At 64.5% G+C, this 17,534-nt stretch carries 16 protein-coding genes; 4 read left to right on the forward strand and 12 right to left on the reverse strand.

Annotated elements, in window-relative coordinates; translation table 11 throughout:
- Positions 1-3 precede the first annotated feature (3 nt).
- The 7 genes from murF to Q0330_RS16080 form a co-directional block, all read right to left on the reverse strand.
- Positions 4-1,383 carry a UDP-N-acetylmuramoyl-tripeptide--D-alanyl-D-alanine ligase gene (gene murF / locus Q0330_RS16050; RefSeq protein ID WP_299481745.1) on the reverse strand — a complete coding sequence of 460 codons (1,380 nt, stop codon included), beginning with the start codon at positions 1,381-1,383 and terminating at the stop codon, positions 4-6.
- A complete protein-coding gene (locus Q0330_RS16055; protein ID WP_299481748.1) occupies positions 1,383-2,867 on the reverse strand; it encodes a UDP-N-acetylmuramoyl-L-alanyl-D-glutamate--2,6-diaminopimelate ligase in 1,485 nt (494 codons plus the stop codon). The genes murF and Q0330_RS16055 overlap by 1 nt, the downstream gene beginning before the upstream one ends.
- 10 nt (positions 2,868-2,877) lie before the next feature.
- A complete protein-coding gene (locus Q0330_RS16060; protein ID WP_299481751.1) occupies positions 2,878-4,686 on the reverse strand; it encodes a penicillin-binding protein 2 in 1,809 nt (602 codons plus the stop codon).
- Positions 4,686-5,075, reverse strand: a complete 390-nt coding sequence (locus Q0330_RS16065) for a cell division protein FtsL (RefSeq protein WP_299481754.1) — start codon at positions 5,073-5,075, stop codon at positions 4,686-4,688. Before Q0330_RS16065 ends, Q0330_RS16060 begins: the two co-directional genes overlap by 1 nt.
- A complete protein-coding gene (gene rsmH / locus Q0330_RS16070; protein WP_299481757.1) occupies positions 5,072-6,064 on the reverse strand; it encodes a 16S rRNA (cytosine(1402)-N(4))-methyltransferase RsmH in 993 nt (330 codons plus the stop codon). The genes Q0330_RS16065 and rsmH overlap by 4 nt, the downstream gene beginning before the upstream one ends.
- A gap of 3 nt (positions 6,065-6,067) precedes the next feature.
- Positions 6,068-6,583 carry a division/cell wall cluster transcriptional repressor MraZ gene (mraZ, locus tag Q0330_RS16075; RefSeq protein WP_299481760.1) on the reverse strand — a complete coding sequence of 172 codons (516 nt, stop codon included), beginning with the start codon at positions 6,581-6,583 and terminating at the stop codon, positions 6,068-6,070.
- Positions 6,584-7,213: 630 nt separating this feature from the next.
- Positions 7,214-8,017, reverse strand: a complete 804-nt coding sequence (locus Q0330_RS16080; protein ID WP_299481763.1) for a PhzF family phenazine biosynthesis protein — start codon at positions 8,015-8,017, stop codon at positions 7,214-7,216.
- Positions 8,018-8,574: 557 nt separating this feature from the next.
- Between Q0330_RS16080 and Q0330_RS16085 the strand changes: the two genes are divergently transcribed.
- Together Q0330_RS16085 and rlmJ are read left to right on the forward strand one after the other, a co-directional pair.
- Positions 8,575-8,736, forward strand: a complete 162-nt coding sequence (locus tag Q0330_RS16085) for a DUF1127 domain-containing protein (protein ID WP_299482180.1) — start codon at positions 8,575-8,577, stop codon at positions 8,734-8,736.
- Positions 8,737-9,180: 444 nt separating this feature from the next.
- Positions 9,181-9,954 (forward strand): 23S rRNA (adenine(2030)-N(6))-methyltransferase RlmJ, encoded by a 774-nt coding sequence (gene rlmJ, locus Q0330_RS16090; RefSeq protein WP_299481766.1) that lies wholly within the window; start codon positions 9,181-9,183, stop codon positions 9,952-9,954.
- A 128-nt stretch (positions 9,955-10,082) separates the two neighbouring features.
- Here the strand turns inward: rlmJ and Q0330_RS16095 are convergent, their stop codons facing one another.
- Entirely contained in the window at positions 10,083-10,526 is a 444-nt protein-coding gene (locus Q0330_RS16095) for a hypothetical protein (protein ID WP_299481769.1), read from the reverse strand.
- A gap of 234 nt (positions 10,527-10,760) precedes the next feature.
- Here Q0330_RS16095 and Q0330_RS16100 point away from each other — a divergent pair, with 234 nt between their 5' ends.
- Entirely contained in the window at positions 10,761-12,089 is a 1,329-nt protein-coding gene (locus Q0330_RS16100; RefSeq protein ID WP_299481771.1) for a hypothetical protein, read from the forward strand.
- Positions 12,090-12,909: 820 nt separating this feature from the next.
- Here the strand turns inward: Q0330_RS16100 and Q0330_RS16105 are convergent.
- The 3 genes from Q0330_RS16105 to metZ form a co-directional block, all read right to left on the reverse strand.
- Entirely contained in the window at positions 12,910-13,509 is a 600-nt protein-coding gene (locus tag Q0330_RS16105; RefSeq protein WP_299481774.1) for a hypothetical protein, read from the reverse strand.
- A gap of 89 nt (positions 13,510-13,598) precedes the next feature.
- A complete protein-coding gene (gene folE2 / locus Q0330_RS16110; protein ID WP_299481777.1) occupies positions 13,599-14,564 on the reverse strand; it encodes a GTP cyclohydrolase FolE2 in 966 nt (321 codons plus the stop codon).
- A gap of 111 nt (positions 14,565-14,675) precedes the next feature.
- Positions 14,676-15,851 (reverse strand): O-succinylhomoserine sulfhydrylase, encoded by a 1,176-nt coding sequence (gene metZ / locus Q0330_RS16115; RefSeq protein WP_299481780.1) that lies wholly within the window; start codon positions 15,849-15,851, stop codon positions 14,676-14,678.
- Between the two features lie 187 nt (positions 15,852-16,038).
- On the opposite strand from metZ, the gene Q0330_RS16120 reads away from it, so the two are divergent.
- Complete coding sequence (locus Q0330_RS16120; protein WP_299481783.1) at positions 16,039-16,941, forward strand: DUF726 domain-containing protein; 903 nt, start codon at positions 16,039-16,041, stop codon at positions 16,939-16,941.
- On the opposite strand, the gene Q0330_RS16125 is transcribed toward Q0330_RS16120, so the two are convergent.
- Complete coding sequence (locus tag Q0330_RS16125) at positions 16,917-17,510, reverse strand: inner membrane-spanning protein YciB (RefSeq protein ID WP_299481786.1); 594 nt, start codon at positions 17,508-17,510, stop codon at positions 16,917-16,919. The two genes, Q0330_RS16120 and Q0330_RS16125, sit on opposite strands and share 25 nt — an antisense overlap.
- Positions 17,511-17,534: the final 24 nt, after the last annotated feature.

The raw sequence follows: 17,534 nt of genomic DNA on the forward strand, positions 1-17,534 counted from the left end.
GTCTTACGTCCCCGTTCCCTCGACCGTGTGCCCGGCCTTGCGCAGCGCCTCGACGACGCGGCTGATATACGAGCTTTTCGAGCCCTTGATCATCACGGTATCGCCGGGATGGACCATTTCGTCCAGCCGCGAGGCAAGCCCGTCGGCGGATTCCGACCAGATGCCCCGCTTTCCATCCGGAAGAGCGTCGAAAAGATGTTTCATCAGCGGCCCGGCGGCATGGACAAGGTCGATCTGCGCCATCACCGGATCGGCGGCAAGCGCGGCATGCTGGGCGGCCTCGTCCGGCCCGAGTTCCAGCATGTCGCCCAGAATCGCCACCCGCCGCGTGCCGGGCAGTCGCGCCAGCGTACCAAGCCCCGCCCGCATCGAGGCCGGGTTGGCGTTGAAGGCATCGTCGATCAGCCGGATATCGCCCAGTCGTTCGACCGCACCGCGCCCCTGCGGCGGCAGCCAGTCGCCCAGCCCCTTCGCCGCCTCGATCACATCGCCGCCGATGGCGCTGACGGTGGCCAGCACGCCCATCGCATTCTCGGCGAAATGCGGCCCGACTGAGCGCAGGGTGAAATTGATCGGCTTGCCCGAAAGCGCGCCGCGCAGGCGCAGGCTTTCCCCGTCGGGTTCCGAGGAGATCAGCCGCGCCTCGCCCTCTGGCCCGAAGGAGAGGATCGGCGCGCCGGCATCGTCGGCGGCCTCGCGCAGGATCGCGGTGGTCGAAAGCCCGGTCGGGATGATCGCGGCACCCGCCGGAACCAGCCCCTGAAAGATCGCGGCCTTTTCGCGGGCGATGCCGTCGAGATGGCCGAAGGCGCCGATATGGGCCGGCGCGATGGTGGTGATCAGCGCCGCATGGGGGCGGGCCAGTTTTGCCAGAGGCGCGATCTCGCCCGGATTGCTCATCCCGATCTCGATAATGGCGAAATCGGCATCGGCGGGCATCCGCGCCAGCGTCAGCGGCACGCCCCAATGGTTGTTATAGCTGGCCTCGGCCGCGTGAACATGGCCCTGCCCGGCAAGTGCCGCGCGCAGCATTTCCTTGGTCGAGGTCTTGCCGACCGAGCCGGTCACGCCGACGACCTTGCCCGCCATCCGCGCCCGTCCCGCCCGACCAAGGTCTTCCAGCCCCTTCAGCACATCATCGACGATCAGCAGCGGTGCATCCTCGGCCACGCCGTCCGGGATGCGGCTGACCAGTGCCGCCGCCGCGCCCTTTTCCAGCGCCTGCGCGACGAAATCATGGCCGTCACGGGCGGCCTGCAACGCCACGAACAGATCGCCGGGCCGGATGGTCCGGGTGTCGATGCTGACCCCGTCGGCCTGCCAGTCGCAGGTCACGCGCCCGCCCGTCGCGCGGGCGGCATCATCCGAGGTCCAGAGCGCCATCAGATCTTCCCATCCAGGGCCGCCACCGCGACCGAGGCCTGCTCGGCATCGTCGAAGGGGAACACGTCCGAGCCGATGATCTGCCCCGTCTCATGGCCCTTGCCGGCGATCAGAAGCGCATCGCCCGGTTGCAGCGCATCGACGCCGCGCAGGATCGCCTCGGCCCTGTCGCCGACCTCGACCGCATCGGGGCCGGCGCCGGCCATGACCTCGGCGCGGATCGCGGCCGGGTCCTCGGTCCTCGGGTTGTCATCGGTGACGAAGACGACATCGGCAAAGTCACGCGCCGCCTGCCCCATCAGCGGGCGCTTGCCACGGTCGCGGTCGCCGCCGGCACCCAGCACAACAATAATCCGACCCATGACATGCGGGCGCAGGCTTTGCAGCGCCGCGATCACCGCGCCGGGCTTGTGGGCATAGTCGACGAAGACCGCCGCGCCATTGTCGCGCTGCGCCACCAGCTGCATCCGGCCACGCACGGTTTCCAGATGCGGCAGGGTAGCCAGAACCGCACCGGCCTCGTCCCCCGAGGCGATGGCCAGCCCCGCCGCCGCCAGCACGTTTTCGGCCTGAAAGCCGCCGATCAGGTTCAGCCGCGCCAGATGCGTCTGGTCCAGATAGCTGAAGCGCAGCTCCTGCCCGGTGGCATCGTAACGCTGGCCGAGAATGCGGAAATCGCAGCCCTCGCCGGTGCCGATGGTGGTCAGGATCAACTCGCGGTCGCGGGCGATATCGGCCATCTGGCGGCCACGCTCGCTGTCGGTATTGATCACCGCCGCGTCGCCGGCATCGAGGATATGGTTGAAAAGCAATGCCTTGGCGGCGAAATATTCGTCAAAACCGGCGTGGTAATCCAGATGGTCCTGGCTGAAATTGGTGAAGGCCCCGGCCATCACCCGGACCCCGTCCAGCCGGCGCTGATCGAGGCCGTGGCTCGACGCCTCCATCGCCACATTGGTGACGCCAGCCTCGGCGGCGGCGGCAAGGATGCGGTGCAGCGTGATCGGTTCGGGCGTGGTATGGGCCAGCTTCGCCTCGTAATCGCCCTGCACGCCCATGGTGCCAAGGCTGATCGCCTTCAGCCCGAGATGCTGCCAGATCTGCCGGGTGAAATTGGCGACCGAAGTCTTGCCCGAGGTGCCGGTGACGGCCACGACCTTCTCGGGCTGGCGACCGAACCAGAGTGCGGCGGCCCCGGAAAGCGCCGCGCGCGGATCCTCGGCCACGATCAGGGCGCCGTCCCAGCCGCGCAGCACATCCGCCGCAAGCGCCGCACCCGCCGCATCGGTCAGGATCGCCGCCGCACCCTGACGCAGCGCATATTGGATGAACTCGCCGCCATGCAGCGCCGACCCCGGCAGGGCCGCGAACAGATGGCCCGGCCTGACCGTGCGGCTGTCGACCGACAGGCCCGTAATCTCGGGGTCGCGCCCGCCGATGGCGTTCAGCCCCAACTGGGACAGCCGCTTGACCGCTTCAATCATGCTTGCCTCATCACTGGTTCGCGGCGACCTTTACCCCAGCTTTGGGTGGCGCTTCAATGTCGGGAAGCGGCTTGGCGCCAACCGGGCGCAGGCCCAGGATCGGGGCCAGCCGGCTGATCACATCGGCCGCGACCGGCACCGCCGTCGCCCCGGCCACACGCGATTCACCGCCGCCCAATTGCCCGGTCGGCTCGTCCAGCGTCACCACCAGCACATATTTCGGATCGTCATAGGGGAAGATCGAGGCGAAGTTCGCCACCACCTTGTTGTCGTAATAGCCGCCGCCGGGGCGCGGCTTGTCGGCGGTGCCGGTCTTGCCGGCAACCGCATAGCCCTCGACATTGCCGGCGCGCGCGGTACCGCGCAGGACGACATCGCGCAGCATGGTGACGGCCAGCCGCGCCGCCTGTTCCGAGATCACCCGCTCGCCCGCCGGGCGCTTCTTGCCATGGACCAGCGTCGGCGTGACCTTCTGTCCGCCATTGGCCAGCGTCGCATAGGCCGCGGCCAGATGCAGCGGGCTGGCGGCAAGACCATGCCCGAAGCTGACCGTGGCCGAGGTCACAGCCGGCCAGCGGGAGGGAACGATCGGCTTGCCGGTCGGGGCTTCGACCATCTCGATGCTGGTCGCCGCGAAAAAGCCCATCTTTTCCAGGAAGGCCTTCTGCCGCTCGACCCCGATCATCTGCGCGATCCGCACCGTGCCCACGTTCGAGGATTTCACGATGATATCAGAGACCGACAGGCTCGACCCGTAATTGTGGTAATCGCTGATGCTGTATTTGCCGATCTTCATCGGCGTGGTCGAGTTGATATGCGTGTTCGGATTGACCAGCTTCAGGTCCATCGCCTGCGCCACCGGGAAGATCTTGAAGGTCGAGCCAAGCTCGTATTGCCCCTGCACCGCGCGGTTGAACAGCGGGCTGTCCGAGGGATCGCCCTTCAGCGCCGGGCGCGGCCGGTCATTGGGATCGAAATCGGGCAGGCTGGCCATGGCCAGGATCTCGCCAGTCTCGATCTCCATCAGCACGCCTGCGGCACCCTTGGCATTCATGCGCCGCATCCCCGAGGACAGCACCTCCTCCATCGCCGATTGCGCGGTCAGGTCAATGGACAGCGTCAATGGCGCGCCTTCATTCGCCGGATTGCGCAGCCAGCCGTCGAAGGCCTTCTCGACCCCCGCCGTGCCGATCACCTCGGCCGAGTTCACGCCCTCAACCCCGAAGGCAGAACCGCCGAGGATATGGCTGGCGATGCGCCCGTTCGGGTAAAGCCGCATCTCGCGCGGGCCGAACAGCAGTCCCGGCTCGCCGATATCATGGACGGCCTGCATCTGCTCGGGGCTGAGTTTCTTCTTCACCCACAGGAACTTGCGGTTCGGATCTGTGAAATCCTTCACCAGCCGGTCATGGTCGAGATCGGGGAAAATCCGCGACAGCGCCTCGGCGGCGCGCTTGCCGTCGACCATCTGGTTGGGCTGGGCGTAAAGGCTGTGGGTCAGCATGTTCGTCGCCAGCACCCGGCCCTTGCGGTCGGTGATATCGGCGCGCTGGCTGATGATCTGGGCGCCGGTCGCCTGGGCGCGCGGCTCGGCCGGGTCAGAGGCCGCGAGCGCCCCCATCCGGAACCCCACCAGAGCGAAGGCGGCCAGAAAGCCCAGTGCCATGAAGACCAGCCGGCCCTCGGCCCGCCTGCGGGCGCGGTCCTGGATCTCGGCATGGCGTTCGGCCCGGTTCTCGGCCTCGATCGCATCGGGGTCCTGGCCGGTTTCACGGGCGCGGAGAATGCGGGCCAGCGGGCGCAGGGGCTTGCGGATCATCATTGGGCCTCCTGTTCGGAAGGGGTCAAATCGTCATCGGTAATGGCGCCCTCGGTCGGGGGCACGAAATTCTCGGGCCGGCGCGGCGGGTATTGGACCGGCGGCGGCGGATAGTCGATCTTGGCGCTGTCGACGAACTGATCCGAGGTGATCGGGGCGAGGTTCAGCTTGTCGGCATTCAGTGCCACCAGCTCGCGCAGGCGCGCGGGCCGGTTGAGATAGGCCCATTCGGCGCGCAGCACGACCAGTTGCTCGCGCAGGCCCGAGATGTCGCGCTGCACGGCTTCCATCTCGTTCAGCGCGTCCTGAGTGCGATAATTCTCTCGGTAGGCCCAGAAGGCCAGCGACATCACCGCCATGGCGATCAGCAGATAAAGGATCGACCTCATCGCCGGCCCCCTTTCTGCGGCAGGCGCGGCAGGGCGATGGCGTCGCGGTCGAGATCGCGGGCCAGGGCCTCGGTGCGGATGCCAAGGCGCAGGAAGGCGCTGCGGGCGCGCGGATTCACGGCCAGTTCGGCCTCGTCCGCGCCGATGGCGCGGCGGTGCGGCTGGGTGAAGGTCGGCGCATCCACGGCCTCGGCCGGGGCATGGCGCGAGCCGCCGCCCGCCGTCGCCGCCCGCGATTGCAGGAAGCGCTTCACCACCCGATCCTCCAGCGAGTGAAAGCTGACCACGGCCAGCTTGCCACCGGGCTTCAGCGCCCGTTCCGCCGCCGCCAGCCCCTCGGCCAATTGCCCGAATTCATCGTTCACCCAGATGCGGATGGCCTGAAAGCTGCGCGTGGCCGGATGGCTTTGCCCGGGCTTGGCGCGCGGCAACTGGCTGGCCACGACCTCGGCCAGTTGCGCCGTCGTCTCAAGCGGGCGCGCCGCGACAATGGCCCTGGCGATCCGGCGCGAGGCGCGCTCCTCGCCGTAATGATACAGCACATCGGCGATCTCGGCCTCGCTTGCCGTATTCAGAAGCTCTGCCGCACTTGGCCCCTCGGCCCCCATGCGCATGTCCAGCGGGCCGTCGCGCAGGAAGGAAAAGCCGCGCTCGGCCTGATCGAGCTGCATCGAGCTGACGCCGAGATCCAGCACCACCCCATCGACCGGGCCGCCGGCCAGACGGTCGAGATCGGAAAACGTGCCCTCGACCAGCCGCAGCCGGTCGCCATAGTCGCCCGCCCAAGCGGCGGCCATGTCGAAAACCTGCGGATCGCGGTCGATGCCGATCACCGTCCCGGCCCCGGCTTCCAGCAGACGCCGCGCATAGCCGCCGGCGCCGAAAGTGCCATCGACCCAGATGCCGGCGACGGGTTCCACCGCCCGAATCAACGGGTCGATCAGGACCGGGATATGGGGATCGGCAATGGGGGTCTCGGGCGCGGCCATGGCCTAGCCCTCTGCCCCATCGGGGGCCTGCCCCCCGGCAAGGAAGCTGCGCGGGTCGAAATCCTCGGGGAATTGCGACATGAATTCCTCAAGCGAGCCGCTGGCCTCGGAATAGTTCGCCGGGCTCCAGACCTCGATGAAATCGCCCTTCGAGGTGAAGAAGGCCATCTCGTCCAGCCCGGCCTTGTCGCGCAGCTTCTGCGGCAGGACCAGCCGGCCATCGGTGTCGATCTCGGCCTCGGTCGCCATCCCGTTCATCAGGGTTTCCAGCCAGATCCGCTGCTGCGAACCGCGCGGAAGCCGGTCGATTTCCTCGTCGATGCGCTCGGCCGCCCGGACGGTATAGAATTCCAGCTTCTTCCAGCTGCTCGGGCCATAGACGACGATCATGCGGGTGCGTTCGGCAGAGCTCCAGTCAGGATCGCCGGCTTCGAAGATACGGCGAAAGCGGGCCGGGATCGACATGCGACCCTTGCCATCTACCTTGACCTCTTCCGAGCCTCTGAACTTGCGCGCCACTGGCGAGCCTTTCCTTCGATCCTGTCCATCCCTTCCGGCCCACCCGGAAAAGAAAGGCGGACCGGGCCGCTGCCACCGCCCGATCCGCCGCCCTCGTTCCCATCACTGGGGCCCGCATCGTTGGCGGGCCGGTCCCATGTGCCACCTTGGGGGAGGTGCTGCTCGCACATCTGGAACCGTCTTGTCCGGAGTTGGGTGCCTGTATGAAGCCTGCTATCGCCTTCAGGGTCTTGATCGCCCGTTAAAGCCCGTCTCCGTGTTAGCAGTGATGACATGGGAATTTACGGGACGCAATGGAAAAGAACGGGCAGCGCCGGCGTGAGCAGCGGTGAGCCGCCGTGAACAACGCGGGAACGTCCGAAGCTCATCGCAAAAAACTGCGCAAGTATAGAAGCATTGGCCCGTTATCACACCAGATATAGTGATCGCGAGTCGGCCAACACAAAATCCCGAATATTCCCGAAATGCTGTGCCTCAGGCCAAGGACCGCCAGACAATCCCGGCAGATCTACCGCCGGATCGCTCGAATCACGCCGATTCGCGCGGTGGTGATTCGGAAGCTACACCACCGTTCCCATGCATTCCCACTACTTCGGCGATGTCCCACGCGTGCCCGGGCAGCCTTTGCAGTCACGAGGATGCACCCGGCAGGAATATCTGCGCATCCATGAAGGTCACCGCCTGCCCGATCAGCACCACCCGCGCCCCGGCAAGTTCGCAACCCAGCCAGCCACCCCTTGCCGAGGCCTGATAGGCCAGCAGCTTGTTCCGCCCCAACCGTCCGGCCCAGTAAGGCACGAGGGTCGCATGGATGGAGCCGGTCACCGGATCCTCGGGAATACCGGCACCGGGGGCGAGATAGCGCGAGACGAAATCCGCCCGTTCGCCCGCCATCCCCTGCCCCGTCACCACGAGCCCGAGCCGCCCCAGCTTGCCAAGGGCAGAAAAATCGGGCCGGAAGTCCCGCACCGCCTCAGCATCGCCCAGATCGGCAAAGATATTCTCGAAATTGCGAAACAGGTGCAGGGGTGGTTTTGCAAAGCTGGTCATTGCCTCGGGCGGAAGCCGGTCGAGCGGTTCCGGCGGCAGGCATGGCAGGTCCAGCCGATAGCCATCGCCTGCCGCCGCCACTTGCAGCCGGCCCACACGGGTCTGAAAGCCGACCGGCGAAGGCTCGCCCCGCTCGGCCAGAAGCACATGGGCGGTGGCAAGCGTGGCATGACCGCAGAAATCCACCTCGATCGCCGGGGTGAACCAGCGCAGATCCCAATCCCCATCTGCGCGGGGCCTTGCGAAAGCGGTTTCGGCGAGGTTGTTTTCCTGCGCGATGGCCAGCATCAGCGCCTCGTCCAGCCAGTCCTCCAGAACGAGAACCGCCGCCGGGTTTCCGGCAAAGGGACGGTCGGTGAAGGCATCCACCTGGTACATTCGCATCGTCATCCCCCTTGCCAAAGCCCGGCCAGAGTAAAGTTGAGGCCCGATTCCGCAAGCCAAACGAATCGAATTGAGACGGCGCAGGGCCCGACGGCCCGCATTGGTTGAAGCCGCAACACCCAAAGCCGCCATGAGGAGAATTCGCCCACGACCGAACGACATGAATCCCCCCGGCAAGCAGATATCCTTGTGACGTGGCGTCATATGGAACCGTTGCAACGATGTCTCGGCCCTGGGGCGATCAAGCACCCGTTCAAGGCTCAACTTATGTCCAGATTGCCGCAATTTGCCGCAGGCCTCGGGCCAACTGCCAGTATTTCCGTAACAAATCCGTGACTGTCCGTGCGCATCCGTGAGGCGCATTGCAATTGCTGCATGGCAGCATTGAGGGAATGAGCATTGTGCAATCGCAGCATCAGGTCCATCTTGATCCCAACGAGGCGGATGCGCCGCCCCGTCGACATGAACCGAATAGATACGAAGCGAATAAGACGATGGCCGCAACGAACACGATCACCCAAACCGCCCTGAACGAACGGGCTGCCAGCACCGGCATCATGGGCCTGTTTGCACGCCTTCAGGAAGCCCGCGCCCGCCGCGCCGTGTATCGTCAGACGGTGGCCGAGCTTTCGAGCCTTTCCAGCCGCGAGCTGGACGACCTCGGCATTCACCGCAGCATGATCACCCGGATCGCGTCGGAAGCTGCCTGGGGCAAGTAAGAACACCTATACCCGACCCTCCCTCCTCCCTGGGTCCGGGTTTAGGCGGCACCTCCCCTCCTCCTCCCTGGAGGTGCCGCCGACAGAATTCGACAGGGCCTCTCCTCCTCCCTCGGCCTTGTTGGTGACAGCGGCGCCCGCGCTCTCCTCCTCCCTGCGAGGGCGTCGCTAGACACCGGATACGTCCGCCCCTCCCTCCTCCCTGGGGCACGACGTCAGCGATGCAGGCTCTCCTCCTCCCTGCCTGCGTCGCACCCTATATGCCGGCCCCCTCCTCCTCCCTGGGGCTGGCATCAGCGATACGGGCTCTCCTCCCTGTGCCCCGTGTCGCACCCCATACGCGGCCCTCTCCTCCTCCCTGGGCCAGCGTTGATGCGGCGGCGCCCCTCCTCCTCCCTGGGTGCCGCCGCTTTTCATTTCGGACATGGCGGGCGATAAGGCGGGATGTTGTCCTATCAGCACATCTATCACGCCGGGAACGCGGCCGATCTGCACAAGCATGCGCTGCTGGCGTGGATGCTGGATTACCTGACCGCCAAGGACAAACCGCTGAGCTATATCGAGACCCATGCCGGGCGCGGGCTTTACGATCTTGGATCCGTGGAGGCGCGCAAGACCGGCGAGGCCGAGGCGGGGATTTTTCGGGCGGAACGGGCCGGATCGCTGGCCAATAACCACCCTTTGATGCGGGCTCTGGCCTGGGTCCGGGCCGGTTACGGCGATCAGGCCTATCCCGGTTCTCCCTTGATTTCACAGTATTTTCTGCGGGATGGCGACAGCAGCCACCTGGCCGAACTGCACCCTGCCGAGCATGAGGCACTGGCGGGGGTGGCGGGGGATGGCAAGCTCTACCGGCGGGACGGGTTCGAGATGGCCCGCGCGGTCACGCCGCCGATGCCGCGCCGGGGGCTGATGCTGGTCGACCCGAGCTATGAGGTGAAGGCGGATTACGCGACAATCCCCGGATTTCTCAGGGAAATTTCGCGGAAATGGAATGTCGGGACGTTGGCGCTCTGGTATCCGGTGCTGACCGACAAACGCCAGCAGAACATGGTCGAAACGCTGCGCGAGGGCTTTCCCGAGGCGCTGATCTCTCAGGTCGGATTCGCGCCGGCGAGACCGGGGCATGGCATGATCGGATCGGGGATGTTCGTGGTCAATCCGCCCTGGGGGCTGGCCGAGGAGGCCGCCCGGATCGAGGTGATCTTCGCCGGCTGAGGCCCCCAGAACGCCCGGCACAAGCCGTACATATCCTGTACATACCCCGTGCATATCGCGTCGCGACGGGTTTCGCGCCGCCTTTCCCCCGATCCGCGCGCCCGGAGGGACGCGCGGCGGGCTCGGTCCTAATGGTGATGACCGCCATGATGATGGCCGCCACCATGATGGCCGCCGCTGTGATGGCCGCCGCTATGACCGACGAGGTGGTCGTGATGGCCGCCATGAGTGCCATGCGCCTCTCCGCCATGCGAATTGTGGTGGCGGTGGCGGTGGGTATGCGAGAAACCGCCATGGCTGTGGTGGTGGTTGTGATAGAAGAAGTCGTCGTCGCTATTGATGGCCTCGTTCAGAATCGCGCCGGCAGCCACGGCCCCGAGAAGCGCGCCGCGCCCGTCGCGCGACCCGCGCTCGTATTCCTGCATGTAGCGCGCATTGCCCTCGCAGACCGCCGGGATCTCTCGGCCCTCATGGCCGAAGCGATAGGCTTCCGCATCCGAACAGATATCCTGAGCGAAAAGGGGCGTGGCAAAGACCGCCCCGAAGAGCATCGGCAAACTGATCCGCATCATGTCCTTCTCCTTTTTCAAAGGGCGCAGGCCCATGGGGTGACTATAGGTCAAGCGGGGCTGTTTGCGGAGGGGGGTTGTGGTGGGGATGCGTTGGAAATGAAAGGTCGGAGTTGCATCGTTGTGGCAACTGCTACAGCAGAATTGAGCGAACCCTACACGCTGCCGACTTTGTAGAGTCGGATGAGATGCACTAAGTTTGGCCTCTGAATCGAAACAGGCTAGGAGTAAATATTGATGTTTGAGGATTTTGAGGAGTGGTTCGCTGTTCGTGACCGGCATGATGACGAAAAAATCTGTCCAGCAAAGCTGACTTTCAGTCAAGAGAATGGAATTACCCTTGAATCGATTCAATTCGCAGAATTCGGCGAAATTTATAGCGCGCCAAACTGCGATGGCGAGACCCTTACCGGGTACCTCGACTACCAATGTCCCACAACCCTTATCAAGCCTTGGGTTCAATCGCGAGGCGGCGGAAACCTTGGCATAAACACACCTATAATGCGAAGCAAGTCGCGCATATTTGCCAGCGCGATACTGAAGAATATCCACTTGGAGGATTTAAATGAGAAGTGCTTCACAGCTCTGTACATGGATATGCCTGCATTCAGCGCATGGTATGCACCCGAACTTGTCAAGTCAGGTTATCAAGATATAAAAGTCAACAAACCTTCCAAACTACAAATTAATGTTGAAGAACCCATACGCGAAGAATTCTCCCTTAAAGACAAGACGACCGCTCTCGTTAGCAGCTTTGCAGAAGCCAGAGACGAAGAAAATACAACCATTATTACGCAACGGACCTTGCTCACCTTTGAGTTTCCCGAAGCCCTCGATTACTCAGCTATTCAGAAGCGGTTGATGCGTGTCAACACAATATTTTCCTTTTTCCTTGGCCATCAAATGGCACAAAATCCATCGAAGCTAAAGACCACTCACACAAAGAAATGGAACGATAGAAATGAAAATCTGGTAGCCGAATTTATATTCCAAACCGACCAAAATAGAAAAACGCGTTTCGTTCGATGGCATGACGCCCTATTTTTGAGACAGGATTGCGCCCTGACGCTCGAAAATACACTAAATTTAACAATCGAACTGCCAGACGATATATTCTACCTCATGAATATAATACTACACATAGAGAATTCAAAAAAATTGTCTGCTGGTGACTTCAGCCAACTTCTTGGGTGCATTGAAAATTATGATATCAATGAAAATGGCAGCATGCCATCAAGTAGAGCCGAACCCAACCATAGGTCAGCGAGGATCACTTTAGCGGAGCGACTGAATCGCTTGCAGCGGGATTGGGCAGACAGTGGCTTTCGAGAGCATTTGGAGATTCAAGAAATTGTATCAATAAGGAATGATATATCTCATGGCCGGGGCATAAATTTGTCCAGCGAAATTTATCAAAAAATGGTCTGGTTCAACTATGACCTTTGCGCAATCGCACGTTTTCATATCTTCCGCACGCTCGGCATTCAAGCAGAGGAGATTGGCGCTGCTTTCAGGCGAATGCACAATAAGTATGGGAAATACGCTCCGGCCCGCACATCGCAATAGAGATAGGAGATCATGGGCGCTGCTGCAACGTTCCGCCGCGCCGTATCGGACGAAGCGCTCTTCGCATAGGCTGCCACTCCGCAGGGCCAGCGGACGACCGCGGGTGGCCGCTGCCGATAATCGGGGTGAGCGCTTTATCGTGCCTCTTGCCGCTGACCGGCTGTTCGGCGCGGGCCGGTGAAGAAGCGGCCGCCCAGGGGGCGGTCGGCCGCTGGCCCGGGCCGCTCGCGCGGCGTGATTCCGGGCCGGGTTGTCGTGGGACGTGCAGGAGAAGGGCGGGGGTGCGTGCTTCATGGGGCCTCTCGCCGCTGAACGGCTGTTCGGCGAGGATCGGCGAAGAAGCGGTCACCCGGCGGGCGGTCGGCTGCTGGCCCCGGGCCGCTGGCGCGGCTTGATTTCGGGTCGGGTTGTCGGGGGAGGTGCGGGATAAGGGCGGGGGTGCGTGCTCTATGGGGTGTATCGCCGCTGAACGGCTGTTCGGCGTGGGTCGGCGAAGAAGCAGACACACAGGGGGCGGTCGGCTGCTGGTCCGGGGCGCTCGCGCGGCGTGATTCCGGGCCGGGCTGTCGGGGGAGGTGCGGGATAAGGGCGGGGGTGCGTGCTCTATGGGGCCTCTCGCCGCTGAACGGCTGTTCGGCGCGGGTCGGTGAAGAAGCGGCCGCCCAGGGGGCGGTCGGCCGCTGGCCCGGGCCGCTGGCGCGGCTTGATTCCGGGCCGGGCTGTCGGGCGAGGTGCGGGACAAGGGCGGGGGTGCGTGCTCTATGGGGTCTCTCGCCGCTGAACGGCTGTTCGGCGTGGATCGGCGAAGACGCGGGCGCGCTCACTCGGACGGGGCGAGGGCGGGCGGCAGGTTCTCGATGGCGTCAAGGGCGACGTTATCGGCGAGGATGTCGTCGCAATAGACCTCATTGAGCGAGATCGAGGGGGAATAAAGCCCGTCGATCACGCCCAGAGACTCAGGACCGCGCGGGCCGTATCGGGCGGTCGACCATGCCTCCAGCGAGTCGAGGCCGTCATTCGATCCGAAGGAGAGCATCTGGTAGCGGTCGAGATCGTCGATCCGCTCATTCGGGGGGTAGAGATCGGGGTTTTCGGCATTGACGGTCGCGCTCATCACCCCGCCGCAGACGGCATTGGCGTTGAAACCGTCGAGCCAGAGGCCGCCGGGAATGGCGAAGCAACTGTAGGATTCGAAATCCTCGCGGTCGCCGGGATGGATCAGCCCGGCCTCCATCATCGCGCGCAGGATGCGGGTCGGGTCGGGATCACGGGTGCAGGCCAGTTCCTCAACCGCCAGGGCGGTGATATGGGGCGGCGCGGGCGGTGCCTGCGCGACGGTGGCGGATGGCGGCATCGGGCCGGGGAACCAGCCGTTCAGGATATAGAAGAAGACAAAGCCGAAGATGAAATCGAAGATCACCGCGTAACCCCAAGCCGTTCAAACGATGCGCCGAGACTAGCACCGGCGGCGCGGATCGGCACCCCGGATTTCGGGTGCGTGGCCGGGTGTCAGCCGCGATGCAGCAGGCTGGCGAAGGTGGTCGGATCGAGGCTGTCCTGCGCGAAGGTCGGGCCGTTGACCAGCATCGACACGGCGTCGTGGCTGTGCAGCGATTCCTGGTGGCTGGCGATGACGCGGAAATCGGCGATGCGGGGATCGGCGATCAGCTGCTCGGCAAAGCTGCGCACCGCGTCTTCGACGAAGATCGGGTTGGCGGCGTTCAACTCGGCGAAGGCCTGTTCGTCCTCGCGCTTGACCATGACCTGGGTTTCGGTGGGCACGGCGCGGCGGCACAGCGCGATCATGTCCTCGAACCAGAGCTTGTCATGGCCCTTCATCAGCACCGAGATCCGCGCCACCGAACGCTGCGAATGCGGCGTCGCCAGCCGGCCTCGGCTTTCGCGGGCATGTTCGGACAGTTCCAGCGAGCAGGGGCAGGTCGAGGAATAGACGTAATCGACATGCATGATCCGCCGGCGCTGGCCCTGATGTTCGATCAGTTCCAGCGCGATGTCGTAATATTGCCAGCCCGACAGGCCCGAGCGCAGAGAATCGACCCGCACCGGATAGGAGAACCGCATCTGGATGCGGGCGTCCATGCTGCCCAGATCGTCCTTGTAGTCGTCGAGCGCCGTCTGCAGCACGTCGAGGCTGAATTCCTTGTCTGCATGGGCATAGAAGCTGCGCATGATGCGGCTCATGTTGATGCCCTTGCGGTCGGCTTCCAGGCTGACGGTGCCGGTGACGCTGGTTTCCAGCGCAATCTCTCCGCCGTCGCGGGTCTGATAGCGGATCGGCAGGCGGAAATTGGAAATCCCGACATGCTGGATCAGCACATTGGCGCCGACGATCAGGCTGGCCGGGCCGTTCTGCAGGTCGGGCAGGCTGGCCTTGTATTGCGGATCGACCTTGAAATCGGCGTCATAGTCGCGGGCGAGCGCGGGATAGACGGTCGGCGGGCGCGGCGTGTTCACGGGCGGCTCCATGGCTGTTCGCCCGTCCGATATAGGGCGGATTGACGAAATCTAAAGAGTTTTCGGCAAGGATCGCGACAAATGACGCGAATCCTTGCCGCCCTGATCCGGTTATTCCAATGCCTGACGCAGATCCGCGATCAGGTCGTCGGGATGTTCCAGCCCGACCGACAGGCGCACCAGACCGGGGGTGATGCCAAGCGCCAGCCGGTCTTCCTCGGCCAGGCGCTGATGGGTGGTGGTTGTCGGGTGGGTGACGATGGATTTCGCATCGCCGAGATTGTTCGAGATCAGGATCAGGTTCAGTTTGTTCAGCACCTCGAAAGCCGCCTGCTGGCCGCCTTTGATCTCAAGCGCGATCATGGTGCCGCCCGATCCCATCTGCACCATCGCCAGATCGTGCTGGGGATGATCCGGCAGGCCGGGATAGATCAGCCGCGACAGTTTCGCATGGTCCGTCAGCGCCTTGGCGATGGCCGCCGCGCTGTCGGCCATGGCCCGCACCCGCAGGTCGAGCGTGGTCAGCCCGGTCAGCATCAGCCAGGAATTGAACGGGCTGATCGCGCCGCCCGAATGTTTCAGATAGGGCTCGGCCACCTCGCGGATGAACTGCCTGGTGCCGCAGATCACCCCGCCCAAGCCCCGGCCCGCGCCGTCGATATGCTTGGTCGTCGAATAGATCACCACATCGGCGCCCTGTTCGACCACGCGCGAGAAGACCGGGGTGGCGAAGACATTGTCGACCATCACCAGCGCGCCTTGCGCATGGGCGATCTTGGCCACGGCCTCGATATCGACCACATCCAGCGCCGGGTTCGAGACCGATTCGAAGAATACCGCCACCGTGCCGGGGCGCACCGCCGCGCGCCACTGGTCCAGATCGGTGCCGTCGACCAGCGTCACCTCGACCCCGAAGCGCTTGAGCACATCGAGGATATAGAGGTTCGATCCGAACAGCGCCCGCGCGGCGACGACATGGCTGCCCTGCTGGCAGACCGCCATCAGCGCGCCATTGACAGCGGCCATGCCCGAGGTGGTGGCGAAGGCGTCCTCGGTCCCTTCCAGCGCCGCCATCCGGTCTTCGAACATGCGGTTGGTCGGGTTGCCGTAGCGGGCATAGATGAATTCGTCCTCGCCCACCTTCTCGAACCGGGCCTGAGCCTGTTCGGCGGTGTCATAGACGAAGCCCTGGGTCATGAACATCGCCTCGGCCATCTCGCCATATTGGCTGCGACGGGTGCCGGCGTGCACGGCAAGGCTGCGCTTGTGCAGATTGCGATTGTCCATGAGATGCCTCGTTTGTTGCCTGCCCGCGTTAACCCTGCGGGCGGGCAAAAGCAAGAAACCGACGGGACCATTCCGCCAGCCGCCGGGATTGGCGGGGCGATGTCACATCGGCGTCACAGCCCGGTCACGCCGCTGTCGCGCCTGAGGTCTATGGCGCAAGCAACGGAAACCGAGGGCGAAGTGGATCATGGCCATCCTTCCGGTCAATGCCGGGCAGCCGCTTCCGGCTGGACTTATGGCCCGCGCCGCCGGGCTGGCACCGGGCGCGCCGATCATCGTCATGATCCACGGCTATCGCTATTGCCCGACCGATCCCGCCTGCGATCCCCACCGCCATATCCTTGCGCCAGAACCTGCAAGACCGGGGGCGCGCCGTTCCCGATCCTGGCCCAGCGCGCTGGGTTTCAGCGCCGAGGGCCCCGAGGGGCTGGGCATCGCCTTTGGCTGGCCGGCGCGGGGGCGGCTGTCGGCGGCCTATCGGCGGGCGGGCAGCGCCGGGCAGGAACTGGCGGAACTGATCGCGGCGCTCTCGCAGGTGGGCGCGCGCCCGGTGCAGCTGATCGGGCATTCGCTGGGCGCGCGCGTGGCCCTGCAGGCGCTGGCTGCGGCGGCACCCGGCGAGATCGGGCGCATGGTGCTGATGGCCGCAGCCGAATTGCGTCCCGCGGCCGAGGCTGCGATCGACAGCCCCGCCGGCCAGCGGGCCGAGGTCATCAACGTCACCTCGCGCGAGAACGATCTTTTCGATCTGGGGCTGGAGCTTCTGGTCGGGCGCGCCCGCAGTCCGGCGCTTGGCTTTGGCCTGTCGCGGTCGCGGCGCAACTGGCTGGACCTGCAGATCGACGCGGCAGAGGTGCGCGACGGGCTGGCCCGGCTTGGCTTTCACATCGGCACCGATATCGCCCGCGCCTGCCACTGGTCGCCCTATCTGCGCGACGGGTTGTTCGATTTCTACCGCATGGCGCTGGCCCGGCCCTGGGCGCTGCCGCTGGGGCTGCTGCGCGACCATTTGCCGATCGGGCAGACGCCGCGCTGGTCGCGGCTGTTGCAGGGGCCGGCCGGGCGTCAGTCGTCCTTGTCGAGCGCATAGGCCGAGAACAGCCGCGTATTGGCCATGAAGAAGGCGAACATGACCACCGGCAGGCCGAAGGTCTTGAAATTCACCCAGGCGGTATCCGAGAGGTTGCGCCAGATCAGTTCGTTGGCGATGGCGAGGCCGATGAACAGCAGCACCATGCGGAAGGTCAGTTTCATCCAGCCCTCGTGGCGCATCGGCAGGGCCTCGCCCATGACCAGTTCCAGCCAGTTCTTGCGCAGCACCAGCCCGAGGCTGAGCAGGCCGGCGAAGATCGCATAGATGATCGTCACCTTCATCTTCAGGAAGCGTTCATCGTTCAGCCAGATCGTCAGCCCGCCGAAGACCACCACCAGCACCAGCGTCAAGAGTTGCATGGCCGAGACCTTGCCGGTCAGCCGCCACAGCGCGAAAGTGGTCAGCGCCAGCACCGGCACGAAGATCATCGTCGCCACGATGAAGCCGCCATATTCGGTCCCGCCCAGCATCACCGTGCGGCTGCGCATGACCATGAAGACGGCGAAGAACAGGATCAGCGGCCCGTATTCCAGCGCCGGTCTGACCCAGGGTTTGACCTCTTTCATTCTGTTTCCTTCAACGGGGCGTTT

The organism is uncultured Paracoccus sp., assembly GCF_937873615.1.
GTDB lineage: Bacteria > Pseudomonadota > Alphaproteobacteria > Rhodobacterales > Rhodobacteraceae > Paracoccus.